The sequence below is a fragment of the Sulfurimonas indica genome (assembly GCF_009192995.1).
GTDB lineage: Bacteria > Campylobacterota > Campylobacteria > Campylobacterales > Sulfurimonadaceae > Sulfurimonas > Sulfurimonas indica.
In genome coordinates this window covers 16,459-34,633 of record NZ_SDID01000014.1, presented here as the reverse complement: position 1 = coordinate 34,633, position 18,175 = coordinate 16,459, and the positions used below count along the sequence as shown (strand labels likewise).

23 protein-coding genes are annotated in these 18,175 nt (G+C 37.0%); 2 read left to right on the top strand and 21 right to left on the bottom strand.

What is annotated here, in order from left to right:
- The first annotated feature begins 64 nt into the window (after positions 1–64).
- Positions 65–682: a recombination protein RecO gene (gene recO, locus ES948_RS07635; RefSeq protein ID WP_152184358.1), complete on the top strand. Its 618-nt coding sequence runs from the start codon at positions 65–67 to the stop codon at positions 680–682.
- Here the strand turns inward: recO and ES948_RS07630 are convergent, their stop codons facing one another.
- From ES948_RS07630 to ES948_RS07565, 14 genes are all read right to left on the bottom strand, one after another.
- Positions 683–1,450, bottom strand: a complete 768-nt coding sequence (locus ES948_RS07630) for a DUF429 domain-containing protein (RefSeq protein ID WP_152184357.1) — start codon at positions 1,448–1,450, stop codon at positions 683–685.
- On the bottom strand, positions 1,440–1,856 hold the full coding sequence (locus ES948_RS07625) for a secondary thiamine-phosphate synthase enzyme YjbQ (protein ID WP_152184356.1): 417 nt from the start codon (positions 1,854–1,856) through the stop codon (positions 1,440–1,442). Before ES948_RS07625 ends, ES948_RS07630 begins: the two co-directional genes overlap by 11 nt.
- On the bottom strand, positions 1,857–2,459 hold the full coding sequence (locus tag ES948_RS07620; RefSeq protein ID WP_152184355.1) for a 3-methyladenine DNA glycosylase: 603 nt from the start codon (positions 2,457–2,459) through the stop codon (positions 1,857–1,859). It lies immediately after the preceding gene.
- An 8-nt stretch (positions 2,460–2,467) separates the two neighbouring features.
- Complete coding sequence (locus tag ES948_RS07615) at positions 2,468–3,025, bottom strand: class I SAM-dependent methyltransferase (protein WP_152184354.1); 558 nt, start codon at positions 3,023–3,025, stop codon at positions 2,468–2,470.
- Positions 3,026–3,035: 10 nt separating this feature from the next.
- Positions 3,036–4,190, bottom strand: coding sequence for a carboxynorspermidine decarboxylase (gene nspC / locus ES948_RS07610; RefSeq protein WP_152184353.1), 1,155 nt, complete (start codon positions 4,188–4,190; stop codon positions 3,036–3,038).
- Entirely contained in the window at positions 4,174–5,019 is an 846-nt protein-coding gene (locus ES948_RS07605) for an HDOD domain-containing protein (protein WP_152184352.1), read from the bottom strand. The genes nspC and ES948_RS07605 overlap by 17 nt, the downstream gene beginning before the upstream one ends.
- A gap of 3 nt (positions 5,020–5,022) precedes the next feature.
- Positions 5,023–6,207, bottom strand: coding sequence for a saccharopine dehydrogenase family protein (locus tag ES948_RS07600; RefSeq protein WP_152184351.1), 1,185 nt, complete (start codon positions 6,205–6,207; stop codon positions 5,023–5,025).
- A 137-nt stretch (positions 6,208–6,344) separates the two neighbouring features.
- Positions 6,345–6,716: a diacylglycerol kinase gene (locus ES948_RS07595; protein WP_152184350.1), complete on the bottom strand. Its 372-nt coding sequence runs from the start codon at positions 6,714–6,716 to the stop codon at positions 6,345–6,347.
- Positions 6,691–8,532 carry an MFS transporter gene (locus ES948_RS07590; RefSeq protein ID WP_152184349.1) on the bottom strand — a complete coding sequence of 614 codons (1,842 nt, stop codon included), beginning with the start codon at positions 8,530–8,532 and terminating at the stop codon, positions 6,691–6,693. Before ES948_RS07590 ends, ES948_RS07595 begins: the two co-directional genes overlap by 26 nt.
- Positions 8,532–9,251: a DUF695 domain-containing protein gene (locus ES948_RS07585; RefSeq protein WP_152184348.1), complete on the bottom strand. Its 720-nt coding sequence runs from the start codon at positions 9,249–9,251 to the stop codon at positions 8,532–8,534. Before ES948_RS07585 ends, ES948_RS07590 begins: the two co-directional genes overlap by 1 nt.
- A 42-nt stretch (positions 9,252–9,293) precedes the next feature.
- Positions 9,294–10,130: a M90 family metallopeptidase gene (locus tag ES948_RS07580; protein ID WP_152184347.1), complete on the bottom strand. Its 837-nt coding sequence runs from the start codon at positions 10,128–10,130 to the stop codon at positions 9,294–9,296.
- Positions 10,130–10,537: an arsenate reductase ArsC gene (locus tag ES948_RS07575; protein ID WP_152184346.1), complete on the bottom strand. Its 408-nt coding sequence runs from the start codon at positions 10,535–10,537 to the stop codon at positions 10,130–10,132. Before ES948_RS07575 ends, ES948_RS07580 begins: the two co-directional genes overlap by 1 nt.
- Positions 10,524–11,264, bottom strand: coding sequence for a DUF4395 domain-containing protein (locus ES948_RS07570; RefSeq protein WP_152184345.1), 741 nt, complete (start codon positions 11,262–11,264; stop codon positions 10,524–10,526). The genes ES948_RS07575 and ES948_RS07570 overlap by 14 nt, the downstream gene beginning before the upstream one ends.
- 1 nt (position 11,265) lies before the next feature.
- Positions 11,266–11,520 (bottom strand): hypothetical protein, encoded by a 255-nt coding sequence (locus ES948_RS07565; protein WP_152184344.1) that lies wholly within the window; start codon positions 11,518–11,520, stop codon positions 11,266–11,268.
- A 193-nt stretch (positions 11,521–11,713) separates the two neighbouring features.
- Here ES948_RS07565 and ES948_RS07560 point away from each other — a divergent pair, with 193 nt between their 5' ends.
- The gene (locus tag ES948_RS07560) at positions 11,714–12,154 is read left to right on the top strand and encodes a hypothetical protein (RefSeq protein WP_152184343.1); all 441 of its coding nucleotides are present in this window, start codon (positions 11,714–11,716) and stop codon (positions 12,152–12,154) included.
- A 2-nt stretch (positions 12,155–12,156) separates the two neighbouring features.
- Here ES948_RS07560 and ES948_RS07555 read toward each other — a convergent pair whose 3' ends face one another.
- From ES948_RS07555 to ES948_RS07525, 7 genes are read right to left on the bottom strand one after another with little or no spacing between them, the layout of a single operon-like run.
- Positions 12,157–13,218 carry a sensor histidine kinase gene (locus tag ES948_RS07555; RefSeq protein WP_152184342.1) on the bottom strand — a complete coding sequence of 354 codons (1,062 nt, stop codon included), beginning with the start codon at positions 13,216–13,218 and terminating at the stop codon, positions 12,157–12,159.
- A complete protein-coding gene (locus ES948_RS07550; RefSeq protein WP_152184341.1) occupies positions 13,205–13,858 on the bottom strand; it encodes a response regulator transcription factor in 654 nt (217 codons plus the stop codon). Before ES948_RS07550 ends, ES948_RS07555 begins: the two co-directional genes overlap by 14 nt.
- Positions 13,859–14,755 (bottom strand): cation diffusion facilitator family transporter, encoded by an 897-nt coding sequence (locus ES948_RS07545; protein WP_152184340.1) that lies wholly within the window; start codon positions 14,753–14,755, stop codon positions 13,859–13,861.
- A gap of 4 nt (positions 14,756–14,759) precedes the next feature.
- Positions 14,760–15,458, bottom strand: coding sequence for a 2,3-bisphosphoglycerate-dependent phosphoglycerate mutase (locus ES948_RS07540; RefSeq protein ID WP_152184339.1), 699 nt, complete (start codon positions 15,456–15,458; stop codon positions 14,760–14,762).
- A complete protein-coding gene (gene lipA / locus ES948_RS07535) occupies positions 15,455–16,291 on the bottom strand; it encodes a lipoyl synthase (RefSeq protein WP_246153847.1) in 837 nt (278 codons plus the stop codon). Before lipA ends, ES948_RS07540 begins: the two co-directional genes overlap by 4 nt.
- On the bottom strand, positions 16,272–16,859 hold the full coding sequence (locus ES948_RS07530) for a lipoyl protein ligase domain-containing protein (RefSeq protein ID WP_152184338.1): 588 nt from the start codon (positions 16,857–16,859) through the stop codon (positions 16,272–16,274). Before ES948_RS07530 ends, lipA begins: the two co-directional genes overlap by 20 nt.
- Complete coding sequence (locus tag ES948_RS07525; protein ID WP_152184337.1) at positions 16,856–18,172, bottom strand: dihydrolipoyl dehydrogenase family protein; 1,317 nt, start codon at positions 18,170–18,172, stop codon at positions 16,856–16,858. Before ES948_RS07525 ends, ES948_RS07530 begins: the two co-directional genes overlap by 4 nt.
- Between the last annotated feature and the right edge of the window lie 3 nt (positions 18,173–18,175).

Sequence of the window (18,175 nt, the reverse complement as noted above, 5' to 3'; positions counted from 1 at the left end):
CAAGTATAATATGAAGGAAAATAATCAATAATTTTTATGAAGATGGGTATAAAGGAAGCACTAAGTGAAAGGTTTTATCATAAATCTTAATCGCGTCAAAGAGGAAGATTTAATAGTTACTATTTTATCAAGAGGGAGCTTAGAGACGCTTTACAGATTCTACGGAGCACGTCATGGAGTAATTAATCTCGGCTTTAAAATCGACTATGAGATAGAACCTTCTGCAAAAAGTACCATCGGACGACTTAAAGATGTTGTGCATATTGGGTATAGATGGATAAATGACCGCGAATTGCTTCGACTCTGGCAAAGTTTCAGTGGGCTCTTTTACAAACATCTCAAAGAAGCTGAAGCCCTTGGAGATTTTTACTTTGAACTTTTAGAATCTGCCTCAAATGAGTGGAGTAAGCAAAACCCAAAACGTGTGGCCATTGAATCCTATGTAAAGCTTTTAGAGCATGAAGGTCGTCTGCACAAAGATATGCACTGCTTTTTATGCTCACGCAAGATAGAAGAAAACATTTCACTCATCCGTGCTTACCTGCCGACACATGAAAACTGCTCTCACACCTACCCTATCAATCCAAAAGGGCTGCAAGAACTTTATGAGAACAAATCTTCCCTTTTTTTAGATGATAAAGAGATAGAAAGACTTTGGAATGTTTTAATGGAAGGACTATAACTATTGCAGATATTCTGTAAATGTCTCTAATACTTCTTTTTCATAAGGCAATAAAAAAGAGCCGACCTTTTGACTTCCATAGATATAAGCCCGTTGATTACCCATAACATATAGTTTTCCCATTATCCAGCAGACAAAAGCATCAAGTTCATCATCACTTCTAATTACTATATCATTAAGATTAAAAATCTCTTCTGCAAGAAAAATCATTTCAGCACTTAAACGTTCTCTTCGCTCTAGTGTCTCTTTTTTACGGTCGCCTTTATATTTCCAAGAATTTTGAAAAAGAACTTCATTGTCAAGCTTTTCTTTTAAGAACATCCACATTGAAAGAGCCGGATGAATCTCTGTAATATATTTTTTGTTATTCTGTAAATTTGTTTGATGCTCCATAACAAGCTCAAAACCACTTTTATGCTGCAATTCATCATTAAGCTGTGGCAATGCAAATATATATTGTGAGAGTGTCCAGTGCGGACACCCGGAAAACCCAAGTGTTGTAATACCTTCAGGAATTCCAAACTCTTTTGCATGTCTGCCAAGTCTGTTGAAAAAACGTTCAATCGGTCGAATTGTCAAACTGAAATACGCATCATCCAAAGCAGCACTCAAAGGTGCATCCCAACTGATAAAAAGTGGCTCTTGATGTGATTGAATGTAGGCTTTGAGCTCTTTTGGAAAAAAAGAGTGAAACTCTCTACCATCAAAGACAACAGACTCTTTTGCCGGAGCAGGATCAATGCCTAAAACCAGCAAATCAAACTCCATAAAGAGTAATGACTATCTTTCTACTACCGCCAAAATCTCTATGTTCTCCAAGATAGACACCCTGCCAAGTACCAAGATTGAGCCTTCCACCAGTAACAGGAATCGTAAGAGAGTGCCCAAGAAGAGAGCTTTTAATATGTGCCGGCATATCATCACTCCCCTCATAGGTATGAATATAGTGCGTTTTTTCATCTGCAAGCTCATTAAAAAAACTTTCCATATCCTCACGCACACTGGGGTCTACATTTTCATTAATGCTCAAAGATGCAGAAGTATGTTGGATAAAAAGATTTATCACTCCCGTAGTTACACTAAAAGGTTCTATGGCTTTTTCTATCTCTTTTGTAATAATATGAAAACCTCTTGAAAACGAAGGAAGCTTGAGTGTCGTTTGATATAGCTGCATCTATTTGTCTTTTTGCTTGTTGTACTCTACTATCATTCCATGAAACTCTGCAAATACCCTAAAAAGTTCATCCTCTTTACAATGCTCGCGTAGGCTACTTTCCAAAAATGTTTTATACTCAGCATATTTTTTAAATTCTATGTCAAACTCTTTGAGTAGTCGTTTTGTATAGCTGTCCACCACCATCTCCTCTCGCATGCAGCCATAACAAAGAATAGCATCTGCACTCTCCTCCCCTATACCTTTTTGAGACAAAAGCCACTTACGTGTGACATTTTTTTGGAAATGTTCAAAAGTAATAAACTCTTCTTTGATGTTGCGTGCAAGTTGCAGTAGTCTTGGAGCTTTTTGATTCTGAAATCCACTTGGTTTTATCCTAACTTTTAATGCATCCTCACGCAAGCTTACAAAAGATTCTAATTCTAAAAATCCTTTTAAATTTTCAAGTGATTTTTCTACATTTTTCCAAGTTGTATTTTGTGTTAGAATTGCTCCAACAACTACTTCAAAAGTTCCTGTATTTGGCCACCAAAACTCTGGAGATTTTTTCAGTAAATCAAGTTCGTCAAGGTAGTTGTAAATTTCATAAGCACTTTTTTGCATAAAACTCTCTAACAAGCTCTCTTTTTGGCTACAAGCGAGGCTACACGGGTCTTTTCTCCACGTAAATTAATATCATCTCGCTCTTCATAGTAGATAATATCAAGTCCTATAAAGGCATGCAAAAGTTCATTTTGACGTAGAAGATACTCAGGATTTTGCGGGTTGTCAAAATCTCCGTGAGCAATGATAAATGTCTCAAATATCAAAAGTCCATCCGGTTTTAAAGCCTCTTTTATCTGATGGTAAAAACGGCGATTGAGATAGTTCATATTGATAATGAGATCATACTTTTTTTTCTCTAAATTATATTCATCCAGATCAACTTCAATCTTGTGAATTTTGTCATTATCCATTACTTTTGAGAGTGCATAATCACTCAAATCAATTGCATCCACCTCAAAGCCACAATCAGCTACAAAGTGAGTATTACGACCTTGCCCACATGCAATATCAAGTGCATAACCTACATTTGCTTCATCGATATACTTCTCAACTATCGGTTCAACATAATCACGGAAAGGTTTTTCCTGATATCGTTTGTTCCAGCGCTCTTTATCACTTATCATTGTTTCTCCCTCAACTTAATCTATCTCTATAATCTTCATAACCAAACTCTTTTATCAACTCTATCGTACCATTTTTGCGTTTGATAGCAAGAGATGGGAGCTTGATACCATTAAAAGTTGTATTTTTCACAAAAGTATAATGAATCTGATCTTCAAAGATCATTTCATCTCCAACTTCTAGAGGCTTATCAAACGAGTAATCCCCCATAATATCACCGGCAAGACAAGTATTTCCTCCCAAGCGATAAGTATATTTTTTCTCACCCGCTTTACCGGCACCTCTGACCTCGGCACGATATGGCATTGCTAATGTATCTGGCATATGTGCTTCAGCCGATGTATCTAAGATGGCAATATCCATGCCGTTTTTAAAAGTATCGAGTACGGTTGACACTAGATAACCCGTCTCCCAGCCAACAGCTTCACCCGGTTCAAGATAAACTTCAATATCATTGTATTTTTTCTTGAATTCTTTGATTATCCAAATAAGTTTTTCTAAATCATATCCTTTTTTAGTGATATGATGCCCCCCGCCAAAGTTGATATACTTCAAATTTTTACAATATTTTGAGAACTTTTCATCAAAACTTTTAAGCACTTCTTCTAAAGCATCCACATTTTGCTCACAAAGTGCATGAAAATTAAGTCCATCGAGTTCTTTTAGGAGATTTTCATCAAAATTTTCAACTGTTGTACCGAGTCTTGAGTATAAACCACAAGGATTATAGATATCAACTGGAGAAGATGAGACTTCAGGATTAACGCGCAAAGAAACTTCTATTTTCGGATTAATCTCTTTGACTTTACAAACAAATCTGTTTAATTGATTTGGAGAATTAAAAACTATATGATCAGAGATACGAGCTATCTCTTCTATTTCATCCTCTTTAAAGGCAGGTGAATAGGTATGAACTTCTGCGTGAGGATTCCACTTGCAAAACTCCTCACGTGCAAGTCGTGCTTCATATAGTCCACTTGCAGTACATCCTTTAAGGTAGCGTGAGACCAAATCAAAAGTGGACCACATAGCAAAACCCTTCAAAGCCAAAATAATTTTAGCTCCACTCTCTTTTTGTACATAATCCAAAACTTTTAAATTCTGTTCTAATAGCTCCTCTTCACAGAGATAGTAAGGAGTAGCTAAAGATCTATGCTGCTTCTTCATACTTCTTTCTTATTCTTTGTGCTACTGTTTCAAAATATTCACTATCCAGACCTATCTCTTTTACTTTTTGAGTAGCTTTTGCAATGGAGTTATCAGTGAGAACCTCTTTAAGATTAATTGCAGTACGTATAACATCTATAGCTTTGATATACTGTGCCATAATGGCATCAACATCTTCCCCATACTCTGCTTCATCTTTATCAAGATTTTTTAGCACTATGGAGTAGATAGGAGTCAAATTCCAATGCTCAAAAAGCAGTGCACTCAAATTGTATGAAGTTGTATACAAAAACTCCTGTTCAAACTTTGGAATATCTTCACAGGCTAAAAAACCTTTTCTATACTCCTCTCTGTAATCACTTTCCATCAACTCTTTAGAGATAATAATCTTGCCAGACTCCATAATCAATGCCAATGAAGTTAAGATATGTGTATCATGCAGATCAATCTTTGCATACCACTGCATCATAAGTGAACTTTGCAGTATACACATCTCATTGAATTGTGCATTGTTAAAGCCATATATCGTAGTATCTGCTTGGAGATGCTTCGAGATGGCATAGTGAATGACCAAAGAGTACATCTGCTGTGTTCCTAAAAGCGTTACTGCTTGAGAGATGGAAGATATGCGGCTTTTAAAACCATAATAGGGAGAGTTTATCGTTTTTAATATATTTGCCGTAAGCATAACATCGGCTTCTATCATGCGAATCAACTTACGGACATCCACATTATGTGCCCCTCTTGCATACAGTCCTTGTATAACCGATGCCACTTTTGAAAGTGACGGCATATCATCAATATTTTTGACTAAATCTTCATAGGTCATACACTACTCCAGCTCTTTTATTTGCCAAGGAAGTCCTTGAGTATTGAGCTCTTCCATGAACGGATCCGGATCGAACTCTTCCATATTATGTACGCCCTCTTTATACCAGACTTTCTCAAGCATCAATTTCGCACCTATCATTGCAGGAACACCTGTTGTATACGATACTGCCTGGCTTTTTACCTCTTTATAACACTTTTCATGGTCACTTACCTGATAGATGTAGATTTTCTTTTTCTTACCATCTTTTATACCCTCTGCTACGATTCCAATATTCGTTTTACCCTTTGTACGAGGACCCAAAGATGCTGGATCAGGCAGAAGTGTCTTTAAAAACTCAATAGGCACTATCTTCTGTCCTTGATGTTCCACCGGCTCAATACCTAGCATTCCAACATTTTCCAAACACTTCATATGTGTAAGATAACTCTCACCAAAGGTCATAAAAAAGCGAATGCGTTTAAGCCCTTTAATATGCTTCACAAGAGACTCCATCTCTTCATGATAAAGCAGATAAGAGTCTTTGGGACCAACTTCTGGATAGTCCCATACCATCTTAATCTCCATAGGCTCAGTCTCTATCCACTCTCCATTCTCCCAGTAGCGTCCCTTTGCACTTACCTCACGCAGGTTTATCTCAGGATTGAAGTTCGTTGCAAATGGGTAACCGTGATCACCTGCATTACAATCTAAGATATCAATAGTATGAATCTCATCAAAGTAGTGTTTTTGCGCATAAGCACAGAATACATTCGTCACGCCCGGGTCAAAGCCACTTCCCAACAGTCCCATAATTCCAGCTTTTTTAAAATCTGCATCTTTTGCCCACTGCTCTTTGTACTCAAACTTGGCTTCATCGGGATGCTCATAGTTTGCAGTATCTAAATAATCTACTCCGGTAGCTATACAGGCATCCATAATAGTCAAATCCTGATACGGCAGTGCAACATTGATAACAATAGAAGCATCCACTGCTTTAATGAGTTCAATAAGCTCTTCTGTATTATCTGCATCGACTGCTGCTGTTTTAACTACTACATCCTTTATCTCACTTGCGATTGCATCACATTTGGATTTCGTACGACTAGCAAGAGTAATTTCACCAAAGATTTCTGCATTCATTGCACATTTATGTGCAACAACACGACCAACACCACCTGCACCGATTATTAAAGTTCTGTTTTTCAAAATTTTTCTCCTAAAGTAAGATATAGGTCTTTATTTTTCTGTGTTATTACCAACACCTATACATCTCTCATAACAATACCTAACAATTTTTTCCAAGAGCTTTAAAACAAATACTCTCTTTACTTCAAACTCTTCCCTTAGACTATTTCAAATGCAAGCAGTAAAACAGATGCCCAGATAAGAAGCATCAAAATAAGACTTAAAAGAACAAGGGTCGCACCTGCATCTTTTGCCTGTTTTGCCAAGATATGATAATCTTGTGTTACCAGGTCAACAACACGCTCCAGTGCGGAGTTTGCAACTTCTGCAAGGATTGGGATAAAGAGTGACAAAAAAAGTATACTTGCATACCCAAAGCTAATCGGTAATACCCAGGCAGTAGTACCTAATATAAAAAACATTAGCAGCTGCCACTTAAAAGAGGTCTCATTTTTAACAATATCCACAAAACCTTCTAGCGCATAGACACCGTTTCTAAAAAGATTATGCTTGGGTTTGTTGAGTTTCATACTGCTCCTTCATTTGTGTAACAATCGCTTTTAGTTCTTCACTCGTTGTCTCTTTTGGTAGTGGCTTGCCAAAATAGATTCTTATAACTCTACGTTTAAATAAGTTAAGTTTACCATTTTTCGGTTTATATTTTGAAAAAACAGTGCCAAAAATACCACTGTCTATGTAAAATGGCACAATAACACCATCATAATCTTTGGGTATCAGTTCAAAACCTCTGTGAAAGGTACCAATATTGCCATCTTTACTTATCCCGCCTTCTGGAAATATACTGACAATACGCCCCTCTTTAAGTCTTGCGTGAGCATCTTTAAAAGCATCCTTAAAAGCACGTGGAGAGAGAGGAATAACTTCACCCCTTTTAAAGAGAGGATACATCAACTTCCAGTGATAAATCTCTTTATCCATCATATAGTTTATCCGTCTTTCAAATGGCAACTGTAAGATGATCCAATCCAGCCAGCTTACATGATTTCCAAGCAGAAGTACTGCTTTATCTTGTGGAACATTCTCTAACCCATAATAGTCATACTTGTAGCGAAAAGCACTGAGCAGTCCCATAAAGGCCCAAAAAATATCTACATAGTACCTTTTAAACAAAAGGTAGACAAGATAGAGACCGACAAGCCCCATCAAATAAAAAAGTATCTCAGCATTCATTCCAAAGTAGGCAAAAACCGTAGTCAGCATTAGAAATGAGAACATAAAAATATTTTGGACGAAATTGTTTGCTGCGATAATAGTCCCAAGATGAATGCGCGATGCCAAATGCTGAATACGGGAATTTAACGGTACAAGAACAAAGCCTGAAAGCAGACCAAAGAGTATAAACATCACTGCTATTAGCATCATTGAGTCTATAAAAGGGATGCTAAATACAATAAGAGTAATCCCAATAACACCAATACCACTGAGTCCTAGATTAATGTAGTATTTTGAAAATTTTGCAGCAAGTATGGAACCTAACACGATCCCAATACCGGCAAGTGCCATAACACCTTGGACATAGATGGTATTTGTCACACCAAGTTCTGATTTTGCATACTCACCAAAAATAGCAAGAACAACCTGTGAGATGGACCAAAAAAGACCCAATGAGATAACAGCCTCATATATCTCTCTTTTTCGTGTTAATGTCTTTAAATTCTTTACAAGATAAAAACCACTAAGATATTTTTTTGCCTTAAAGACCTTTACACTCTTCTGTTCTGTCTTATTTGGAAGCTTTGCAGCCAAGAACCACTCTATCAAAGAAGCTCCGACAAGCAGCCATCCAAGAGGAGCAATCGCCTGCAGGATTTCGTCTTCAGTGACGTAGCTATCACTGTACATTCCCTCAAATAAAACAGTATAAAAGATGATACCACCAAGTATTGCAACTGTAGTGATAGCCTGAACAGCTCCGTTTGCTGCACTGATGTACTTATCTCCAAAAAATTCTTTGATATAACCATACTTTGCAGGCCCATAGATAGCACTCTGTAAAGCCAATACAAATGTCAAAGAAAATGCAAGCAGAAAATGACCATGATAGTAAGCGTAGGTAATTCCCAACGTAATAACTACAGCAAAAAGAGCAGCATACTCCATAATCTTGTTTTTGGCAAACCTGTCAGCCAAAAAACCGGATGGTGAGAAGATCAAGATAAAAGGAAAAAGTATCAATGCATTGACAATAGCAGTCAAAACTATCTGCGTTGAACCATCATAAACTTTAAAAATTGTATTTTGGATGATTATCTTATGCCCTAAATCTGTAAAAGCATTTAAAAAAACAACAAGAAGATAGTTAATGCTTCCTATGATTTTAATCATTAAGCCTCTTCATTAGCAAGTGTTGTACTCCAACCCTCATAATAACCATTCTCTTCTTTTATCATTGCAAAGAGCTCTTCAACAACTTCTTTAACACCATTTTGAGTCACAGCATGCTCTCTTACAAGTGCTATACCGTTTTCAAACTCATCAGAACTTATCTCATCTTTAAAAGTAAACTGTTTCTCGTTGAGTGATTCTAAAAAACGCTCTTTTTGTGTAGGCGTATCAAATGAGACATAATGTTCAACAGGACGTGGAAGTTCTAAGTCATCACCCTCTTCTTCCAAGAGATAGATTATCTTGTCACTCTGTATATGTGCAAGTTCAAGTTCGTTTGGTGTAAGGTTTTTATGATGAAAATCCCATTTTGAATCCCTGACAGTATGACTCTCATAAACATAGTTACTCGGTGTCAAGATATTGGCAACAAGTTTATCAAGTCCTTTTGAGTCATCCGCATAGAAGTAGAGTTCACTCCACCCATCAAGCATACGGCTTCCGACATATTTTGCCTTTTTATCATGTTCTAGAGCAATGATAAGCGACTCTTTTGTCTCTAAATACTCTTCAAAGCCCTCTTGTGTCTCATCTGATGCATCAAACTTGATAAAAACACTTAATAGCCAGGCATATTTGTTACTGTATCCATAAGCATTCAAATCTGCTTCTATAATGATTTCATTGCCATCTTCAATTCGTCTAAAAAATTCTCTCATAAATATATACTCTTCTTTATTATTTATGTGATTATAGCAAACTTAGCCTATAAGCTTTATTGTATCGATTTTATAAAAATCTTTGAGCTCATTATAAAGTTCCGGGAAATGCTTTTTAAGACTCTGGGGTGATTCAAAAAAACGCTCTGTAAGCACTGCAAAAAACTCTGCTTCATTTGTTGCAGCATAAGAGCCTAAAAGTTTGTACTTGCCCCAATCTCTGTTTTTTAAAGCCACATTGCTGAGTTTTTTAAAATCATGAAAAAGTACCCGTGTCCACTCATCATACTTTGAACGCTCAATCGGTGGAACACCATCAATTTCTCCATCCATAAAGTCTATCTCATGGGCAAATTCATGAATAATAACATTGCCATGACGTAGATGATAGGCCTCTTTTTTTGCATCATGCCAGATGATGACAACTGTATCATTTGCAGCCTGTCCTTCAAGAAGAAACTTCTCTTTGGTATAAATACCACCTGATGAGTGCAGATTTTCAAAGACTACCACACTTGGATAGATAATAATGGTCTTGAGATTATCATAACAGTTTGTTGTTGTTTTACGCAGCAATAAAAGACAGGCATAAAAAGCGATAATAATTTTCATCTCCTGCGTGAGCTCTATACCCACGCCGATAAACTCTTTTGTATTGGTAAATATGATAATGGAGCGTTCTATCTTGGCTTTATCTTCAGCTGAGAGATTTTTATAATGAGGTGTTTGTTCTAAGTAGGTTCTGTACTCTTCTTTAAAAGGCTCACTTTGTAATTGTTCTAAATGTCTCTCTTTTTTAAATCTTAAAACAAAATAGATTGCATAGACAAAGATACCAAGCCCACCAAAAAAGAGAAGCAGTACCTCATAATAGCTCACTAGAGATTCTCTTTGACTTGCTTTAGGAGTTTATCTTTTATGAGTACGTAAGTCTCTTCAAAAGCATCAAAATCTTTTCCATCCGGATCTTCAAAGCCAACATGAATTTTCTTCACCGGTTTTGGAAAAATGGGACATGTCTCTTTTGCATGGTCACATACAGTTACGACAAGGTCAAAGTCCTCATCAATGACACTATCAAGATGCTTTGAGTAGTAACTATCATCCCATGCATCATGCAACTCTAAAACTTTTTTAGCATTTGAGTTGACCCTGCCACTTGGTGCGACACCACAACTTTGAGCTTCTACACCATCTAGTTCTTTGTTAATAAGCGCTTCACCGATAATACTTCGGCAGCTGTTTCCTGTACACATAATGAGTACTTTCTTCTTAGAAGTCGTCATCGTTGTCAAACTCCTCTAACTCTTTTTGATACTCTGCCTCTTCTAGTTTTTGAAGCTCCTCTTCGCTCATCAGCATTACTTTTATCTTTTTGACAAGTACTGTTCTGTCTTCTAGTTTGGTCATATAGAGATAGGAACCGTAAGATATGGCAATGACGGTCACAATCAAGATAAACTTTTGTACAGGATCAAACTTCTGGACAGTCTCTTTTATACGCATCTCACAGACACCGCCAGGACAATGTGTCGGTTTTGCTTTTTTAATCAAATGAAAGATTTTACATCCAAGGCAGACTGAAAAAGCAGACTCAAAAAAGAGCAGTGCCATACAGATAAGACAGACAAGCACTTTGATGGGGTTTGGCTGAAAGTCGATAACAAGATAGTAAAACATCGGCCATGCGATCACCATGCCCAAAAGCCACGCAAAACGTTTTTGCTCAGCTCCTACATATTCAGGTGTTTGATTCTGTACAAAAAATCTTCCGAGTAAAAGACTTGGAGCATAACGTGGTTGAATCACACGAATAGTAAAGTCAAGTGCGAAAAAACTGACAAAATACTCTGAAAAAACAGCAGTACCAAGCATCACACCATTGGTCAACCCTAAAAAAGCCCCGATAAACAAAATTCCTGCAGCAGCACGCGCTTCACGCTCATTAAGAACACGAACATCATAACCAGGAACTTTCTCTCCGTAAGGAAAAAACTCTTTAAGTTTGCTCATCTTAATTTAGTACCTTTGATTTTTCCAGTGCTGCTTGAATCTCTTCAACCGAGACATCACCTTCAAGCGAGAGTTCAACATTCCCATCACTTCCCTCTACCTGCATATCTTTTATCTTTGCCTTTGTATCATCACTCATACACTCGCACTGTCCTGTTGCACAGTTTTGTACCATTGTTACAATATTTTGCTTTGCAACAGATCCTAAAAAGTTAATCTTCACACCATTTTGTGTTTTACTTACATTTTTTTGCATATTTACCTCTGTATTTATTTAATTGTGTAACTCTAACATAAATTTTTATATATATCAACATATCTTGATATATAATTCCTATTCTCTTTTCCATTTTAAGTAGTAAAACATCACTATCCTTCTTTTAATCTGTTAACAATCTCTTAATAGTATCTCCTTATAATTATACATCTTAATAGCAAAGGACTATATTATGTCTATAAAATCAACTCTAGGTCTTCTCTTTTGTGCTTTTCTCATTACAGCAACACTCACACCTGTAACACTTAGTGCAAATCCCCAAAAAAAGACCAAATCAAAACCATTTTTGATTCAAGGAAAACTGCCACATTTAACAATGATGATCAAAATGATGTGGGATGACAAAGATTTGGCTCTTACAAAAGCACAAAAGCGAAAGTTACTTAAGATCAGAAAAGCGACTGTTAGCGGAGTACAGAAACTGCAAAGAGAGATTATGGCCCTTGAGAGTAAAATAGTTCTCTCAAGCAACAAAGGAGCCAATCCAGCATCACTGAAAAAAGATGTCTATAAGCTCGCTAATCTACGTGCAAAAGCAACAATGATTCACCTTAGATGTATTTTCAATACCCGTAAGGTTCTCACACAGGACCAACGTGATATTTTAGAATAATCTCACGTAAATCGTAAAATAAAACAACTTCCTCTGTCGGAAGTTGTCACTTCAATAGTGATATCCATCGCAAGCGCCAACCTTTTGACAATATCCAGACCAATGCCTGTACTATGCTCGGCACTGTAAGAGCGCTCAAAAATCTTTTCAGGCTCTTTAATACCCTTTCCGCTGTCTTCAATATACAAAGCACCGTTTTTTTGATAAATCTTGACATAGCCGTTTTGAGAGTTGTATTTGCAGGCATTTGATATGATGTTTTGAAGTATCTGTTTTGTGGCATTAGGATTGAGTTTGACTTTTAAATCAGAACAGTCAACTTGAAAGTTTATACTGCTATAGAGCCCTTTTTGAATATCAACCACTTCATTGACAAGTGTACAGATATTGATACGCTGCATCTGGAAGGTCTCCTCTTGCAATAAGATATTAAGATTTTCATGCAACTCCGAGATATTATGGACACTTTTGTTTAAACGCGCGACAATCTTATCACCTTGCAGTGTTGGATTTTTTTCCAAAAGTTTCATATTAAGCTTTATTGACGTAACCGGAGTATTAAGGTCATGTATCAAATCTTTTGCAAATTTATCGAGTTTAGAGATACTCTCCTGCAAAGGTTTGAGCGCATTTTTTGCAAGCTTGTAACTTAAAAATGCAAACATCAAAAGCAGTAGTATCTGAACAGCTATGACCCTCTTTTTTAGATTCCAGAGATTCTCATCATAGCTGTGTTTCGACTTAAAAACCTGCAAATAGTATGTATTGTGATTCATTGGTATAATTTTTATAAATTCCCCGTTTAGAGCTTTAAAATTTCGAATATCTATATATTGTTGCTTGTCACGCAGAAAATCATGGTGGTAATCTTTACCAAATGTATCCAGATTTTCACCCATCTTTATATGTCTGGCATACTCTATGAGTGAAAATTCCTCCATCCGTAAAAGATAGCCTTTGGTCTGCTCAAAATAGAAAAATCCGGCCACCAGAATCAAAAGAGCAACACTGACAAAATATGTAATAAAAAACTTTAAAAAAGCTACTTTTTCATGATGACGCAAGGCGATATCCTATTCCCTTAATGGTTGTGATATTGAGTCCTGTTTTTCGTAGTTTTGCGATATGCACACGCAGTGCTCCTTCGCTCATCTCCCTGCCGTCTCCTAACTCTTCTAAAAGATCTTCTTTCAAAAGCGTTTGATTGAGATTTTTAAAAAATAGTCTTACGATTTGTAGCTCATAAGGAGAAAGCTTTACAAAAATATCATCTTTATAGAGTTCGTTCTTCTCAATATCAAAAGCAAAGTTTGCTACACTCAGGAGATTTGACCTACTGTGATATGACTTACGGATGAGTGCTTTGATACGAACTAAAAGCTCATCAAAATCAAAAGGTTTTTTAATGTAATCATCTGCTCCGATTTCAAAACCCTTTGAGAGTGAAGCAATATCGTTTAAAGATGTAATGAATATGGCAGGTGTCGTGTTCTCCGCCTCACGCAGACTCTTTAAAAGTTCAAAACCATTGAGCTGTGGCACATTTACATCAAGTAAAAAGAGTTCAAAATTTGCATTGAAAGTAGCATCAAGTGCCATCTCTCCATTTGTAACATGAACTACTTCAAAACCTTCATTCTCCAAGAGCTCACTCAAAGTCTCTGCTAAGACTTCATCATCTTCTAAAAGAAGTATTTTAGACATCTACACAATCTCCGCTTTATTGTCATCTCTATTGTATTCACACTGAAATATCACATGATTGATACCAAAGGTATCGGCTAATTTTTCTTCAAGTATATCAATAATTTGTGAAGCCTTCTCTAACGTAACATTCTCTGTAAAATCTAAGTGTGCTTCTGCATGGATATCATGGTCATTTAATCGCCATAGATGAATATGGTGGACATTATCTATGGCATCCAAAGATTTTATCATTGCTATGAGCTCCTGCACATCAATAGAAGAAGGAGTAAACTGCATTAAAATCGAAACAGATTCTTTCACAAGCTTAAAAGAGGCACTAATAAGATAGAGTGCTATAAGTAGTGATACCAACGGATCCAGCCAAAACAGATCATAGTAGTACATCAACAGACCACCACCGACAACGGCAACACTTGTCATGACATCTGTGAGCAGATGCAAATAAGCTGCTTTGATGTTCATATTTGTATGGGCATCATCTTTTACAAGTAGAACACTGACAGAGTTTAGTACGATACTCAGTACTCCAAGCCAGATAACATACAGAGAGTTTATCGCCTCAGGATGATAAAACTTTTGGAAGACTTCTACAATTAAAAAGACGCCGATAACTATGAGAACAGAAGCATTGAAGAGTGTTGCTAAAATCTCTGCCCGTTTATACCCAAATGTTCTGTTTTGTGTAGAAGATTTTTGAGCAAGTCTGTTAGCCAACCATGCAATAAGTAAAGTCAAAACATCACTGAAGTTGTGCATCGCATCACTCAATAGTGCCAAAGAACCAGAGAAGATTCCTCCTATGATTTGAGAGAGTGTAATAATAATATTTAAAACTATCGTAATAAAAAGATTTCTACCACTTACTGCATGATGGTGGTGATTATGACTACTCATTTTTTCATCCTTTGAAAACCTCTTTTTTAATGATATTGAGCTTCTCATTAAAAGCGTATACAATTATCTCTCCTGTTGGAATTTCAAGTCTCACGACATCCTCTTTACTTATCTTCTCCAGATACATTACTAAAGAACGCAGGGAGTTTCCATGAGCCGAGATTAAAACAGTGGAATGCTTTTGCAGTTCTTTTTTTATCACAGCTTCAAAATACTCCACAACTCTCTTTTTTGTATCTTTTAATGACTCACTCAAAGGTAAAAGCTCTTTTTGAATTGCGGCATATTTTTTATCTCTCCAGACCACTCTTTCGTCATCCTCACGTAGAGGTGGTGGTGGCACATCATAACCACGACGAACTGCCAAGAAGTTTGCTGCACCCTCTTGCTGTTTTACCTTCTTCTTATCTCTTCCCTGCCACGCTCCATAGTGTCTTTCATTTAGCTTGTAAGAACGAAGTGTATCAATGTGCTCCCACTCAAGCTCTTCTAAAGCCAAATTTGCTGTATGAATGGCACGTTTAAGCCATGAAGTAAAACAGATATCCGGATAGATTTTATGTTTTTTTAAAAGCACTCCTGCTTCTCTGGCCTCACGCACACCCTGTTCACTTAGCTCCACATCACTCCAACCGGTAAAACGGTTTTGTAGATTATAGACACTTTGCCCATGTCGCATTAAAACAAGTTTTGCATTCTTCATCTTCCCAACTCCTCAGCGAAATAAGAACTTCTCACAAGTGTACCCGAAGCCACAGCACAAAAACCCATTCTATAGGCTTCTTGCTTCATTACTTCAAAAAACTCCGGTGCATAGTATTTTTCAACGTTATGATGTCTTTGTGTTGGTTGTAAATACTGCCCTATTGTCAGTTCACTTACTCCAACATCTAATAGTTCTTGCATTGCCTCATACAATTCAGATTCAGATTCACCTAGTCCGACCATCAATGATGATTTAATCTTGGACTTGGAGTACTTTGCATAATATTCTAAGACTTGCAGTGACCTATCATAATCACTTTGTGGTCTTATAGTCTTACTTAAACGCCTAACCGTCTCTTGATTATGTGCAAGTTTGTGTACATCACTTACTATGATTGTATCCAAAGCTCCTTGAGAAAATCGAAAATCAGGTGTTAAAAGCTCTATTTTGATATCTGGATTTTTCTCTTTAACAGCACGGACACAAGAAAGAAAATGTTTTGATCCATAATCTTTTAGATCATCTCTGTCCACTGAAGTAATGACAACATATTTCAGCCCCAACGCTGCAATAGCTGATGCCAAATGCTCAGGCTCTTTTGCTTCAACTGCCACCCCATGCCCTGTTTTTACATTGCAAAAGCTGCAAGAGCGTGTACAGACATCCCCAAGTATCATAAAAGTAGCACTCTCTCTTTCATAGCATTCAGCTCTGTTAGGACATGCTGCAGTCTCACAAACAGTATTTAAACTGTACTCACGTAGAGTATTTTGCATCTTTTGTATCAACTCTGGATGTGGAGCTTTGACTTTAGGTTTGTAATGCATCATCAAAACTCTTCTCTAAAAAGTGTAGTATCTTACTGTTTACCTCTTCTTGCGTAAGCATCACACCTTCAGCTCTCAGTGAAGTTGGCTCTACACCTTCTAAATTACAGGGATTGACCTGTGCATGAAAATCCAAATCCACATCAACATTTAAAGCTACACCATGAAGAGAAACTCCTTTGGAGTAACGAAAGCCCAAAGAGGCAACCTTACGGTTTTGAATATAAAAGCCTGCCCTCTTTTTATCATAAAAAACTTCCGAGAGATGTTGTATAAAAAAATTCTCAAAAGCATTCAAAACTTTTTTATAGAACTGTACCGGATTATTCACTTGAAAACAGAAATAAAAAATATTTTGCCCTTCTGAGTGACAGGTGATGGAGCCACCCCGATCACTCTGAACAACACCGACACAAAAATCCTCATCTCTGTCACTGCCAACCGTAAAAATATTGGGATGTGAACAGAGGATGAGATGATTCTTTCCATCTTGCAAGGCTTTTGTATGAACATTCTGCATCATCTCTCTAGCTTTACCATACTCTACTTCGCCCCATTTGTGCAGTATCATAACTTATAAAATGTTCTCTCTAAGGCTTCGGAAAATGTAGGATGTGCCAAGATGGTTCGTTTTGCCGATGCAGCGTCCATCTCCCCTGCCAAACTTATTGCAACCGGTGCGATAAGCTCTTCTGCATTTGGAGCAAAAATCTCCGCACCCAAAACAAATCCCTCTCTATCAATATAACTGACCATTACACCATTACTTGCATGATTATAAACTGAATATGTAAATTGATTGAGCATTATAATACTCTCTTTGTACTCTAGCTTTTGTTCTTCTAAATCTGCTTTATTCTTTCCAACTCTAGCATACCTCATTGGCAAAGTATGGATAAACTTCACAACATGCTCTAAGTTAAGTATACGAGGTTTTTTTCCAAGAATACGTTCTGTGACGTTCAGAACTTCAGCTCGTGCTGCGTGAGCAAGTTTGACCTTGCCATTACAGTCTCCTATAGCATAATGCTTTTGCAGCGTTGTCTCAAAATGAGTGTCAGTTACAATTCCACGTTCCACCTTTATATCATCACAGGCAACGACATCGACATTTGGTCTGCGTCCGGTAGCCACTAAGAGCATCTCAAAATATTTACTGCTTTTACCTTCATATGTTATATGTACACCTTTTTTTGTACTCTTTGCACTTTTTATTGGATGATTTTGTAAAAGCTTGATACCCAGTTTCTCAAGCTGGTTTTTCAATGATTCGATGATTTTTGGATGCGCATTGAACAAAATATTTTCAGACCTGTCAATGAGAAAAACTTCAACTCCGGCAGCTGCAAAAAAACTTGCCATCTCAAGTCCAATAGCCCCAGTACCGTAAACAGCAACTTTTTTTGGAAGTTCTTGCAGTTGTAACACCTCATCGCTTACAATGATATCTTTTTTATTGTACTCAATACCTTCAGGAATAAAAGGCGCTGAACCCGTTCCCATAACAATATGCTCAGCTTCTAAAACCTTACCGTTTACCTCAACTTTATGCGGAGCAACAACGCTCCCTTCCCCTTCAATCAGTTCAAAATGGCTACACTGCTTTTGCACAACTTTTGTTACACTTTTGAGCAATGCATCTTTTTTTTCAAAAAGTGTTTTTTGACAAAGTTCCAACTCCCCTTGCAGTATCTCGTTTTTACTCTCATACACCAAATTGGCATAATGTAAAAACATCTTTGAAGGAATGCACCCTTTTTGCAGACATACACCACCAAGCTGGTTAAGATCTTTTTCAATAAGCGCCACATTTTTCCCATTTTTTGCTGCAACAATGGCACCAGCATAGTTAAGTCCACCACCTATGTAAATTATGTCATACATCGT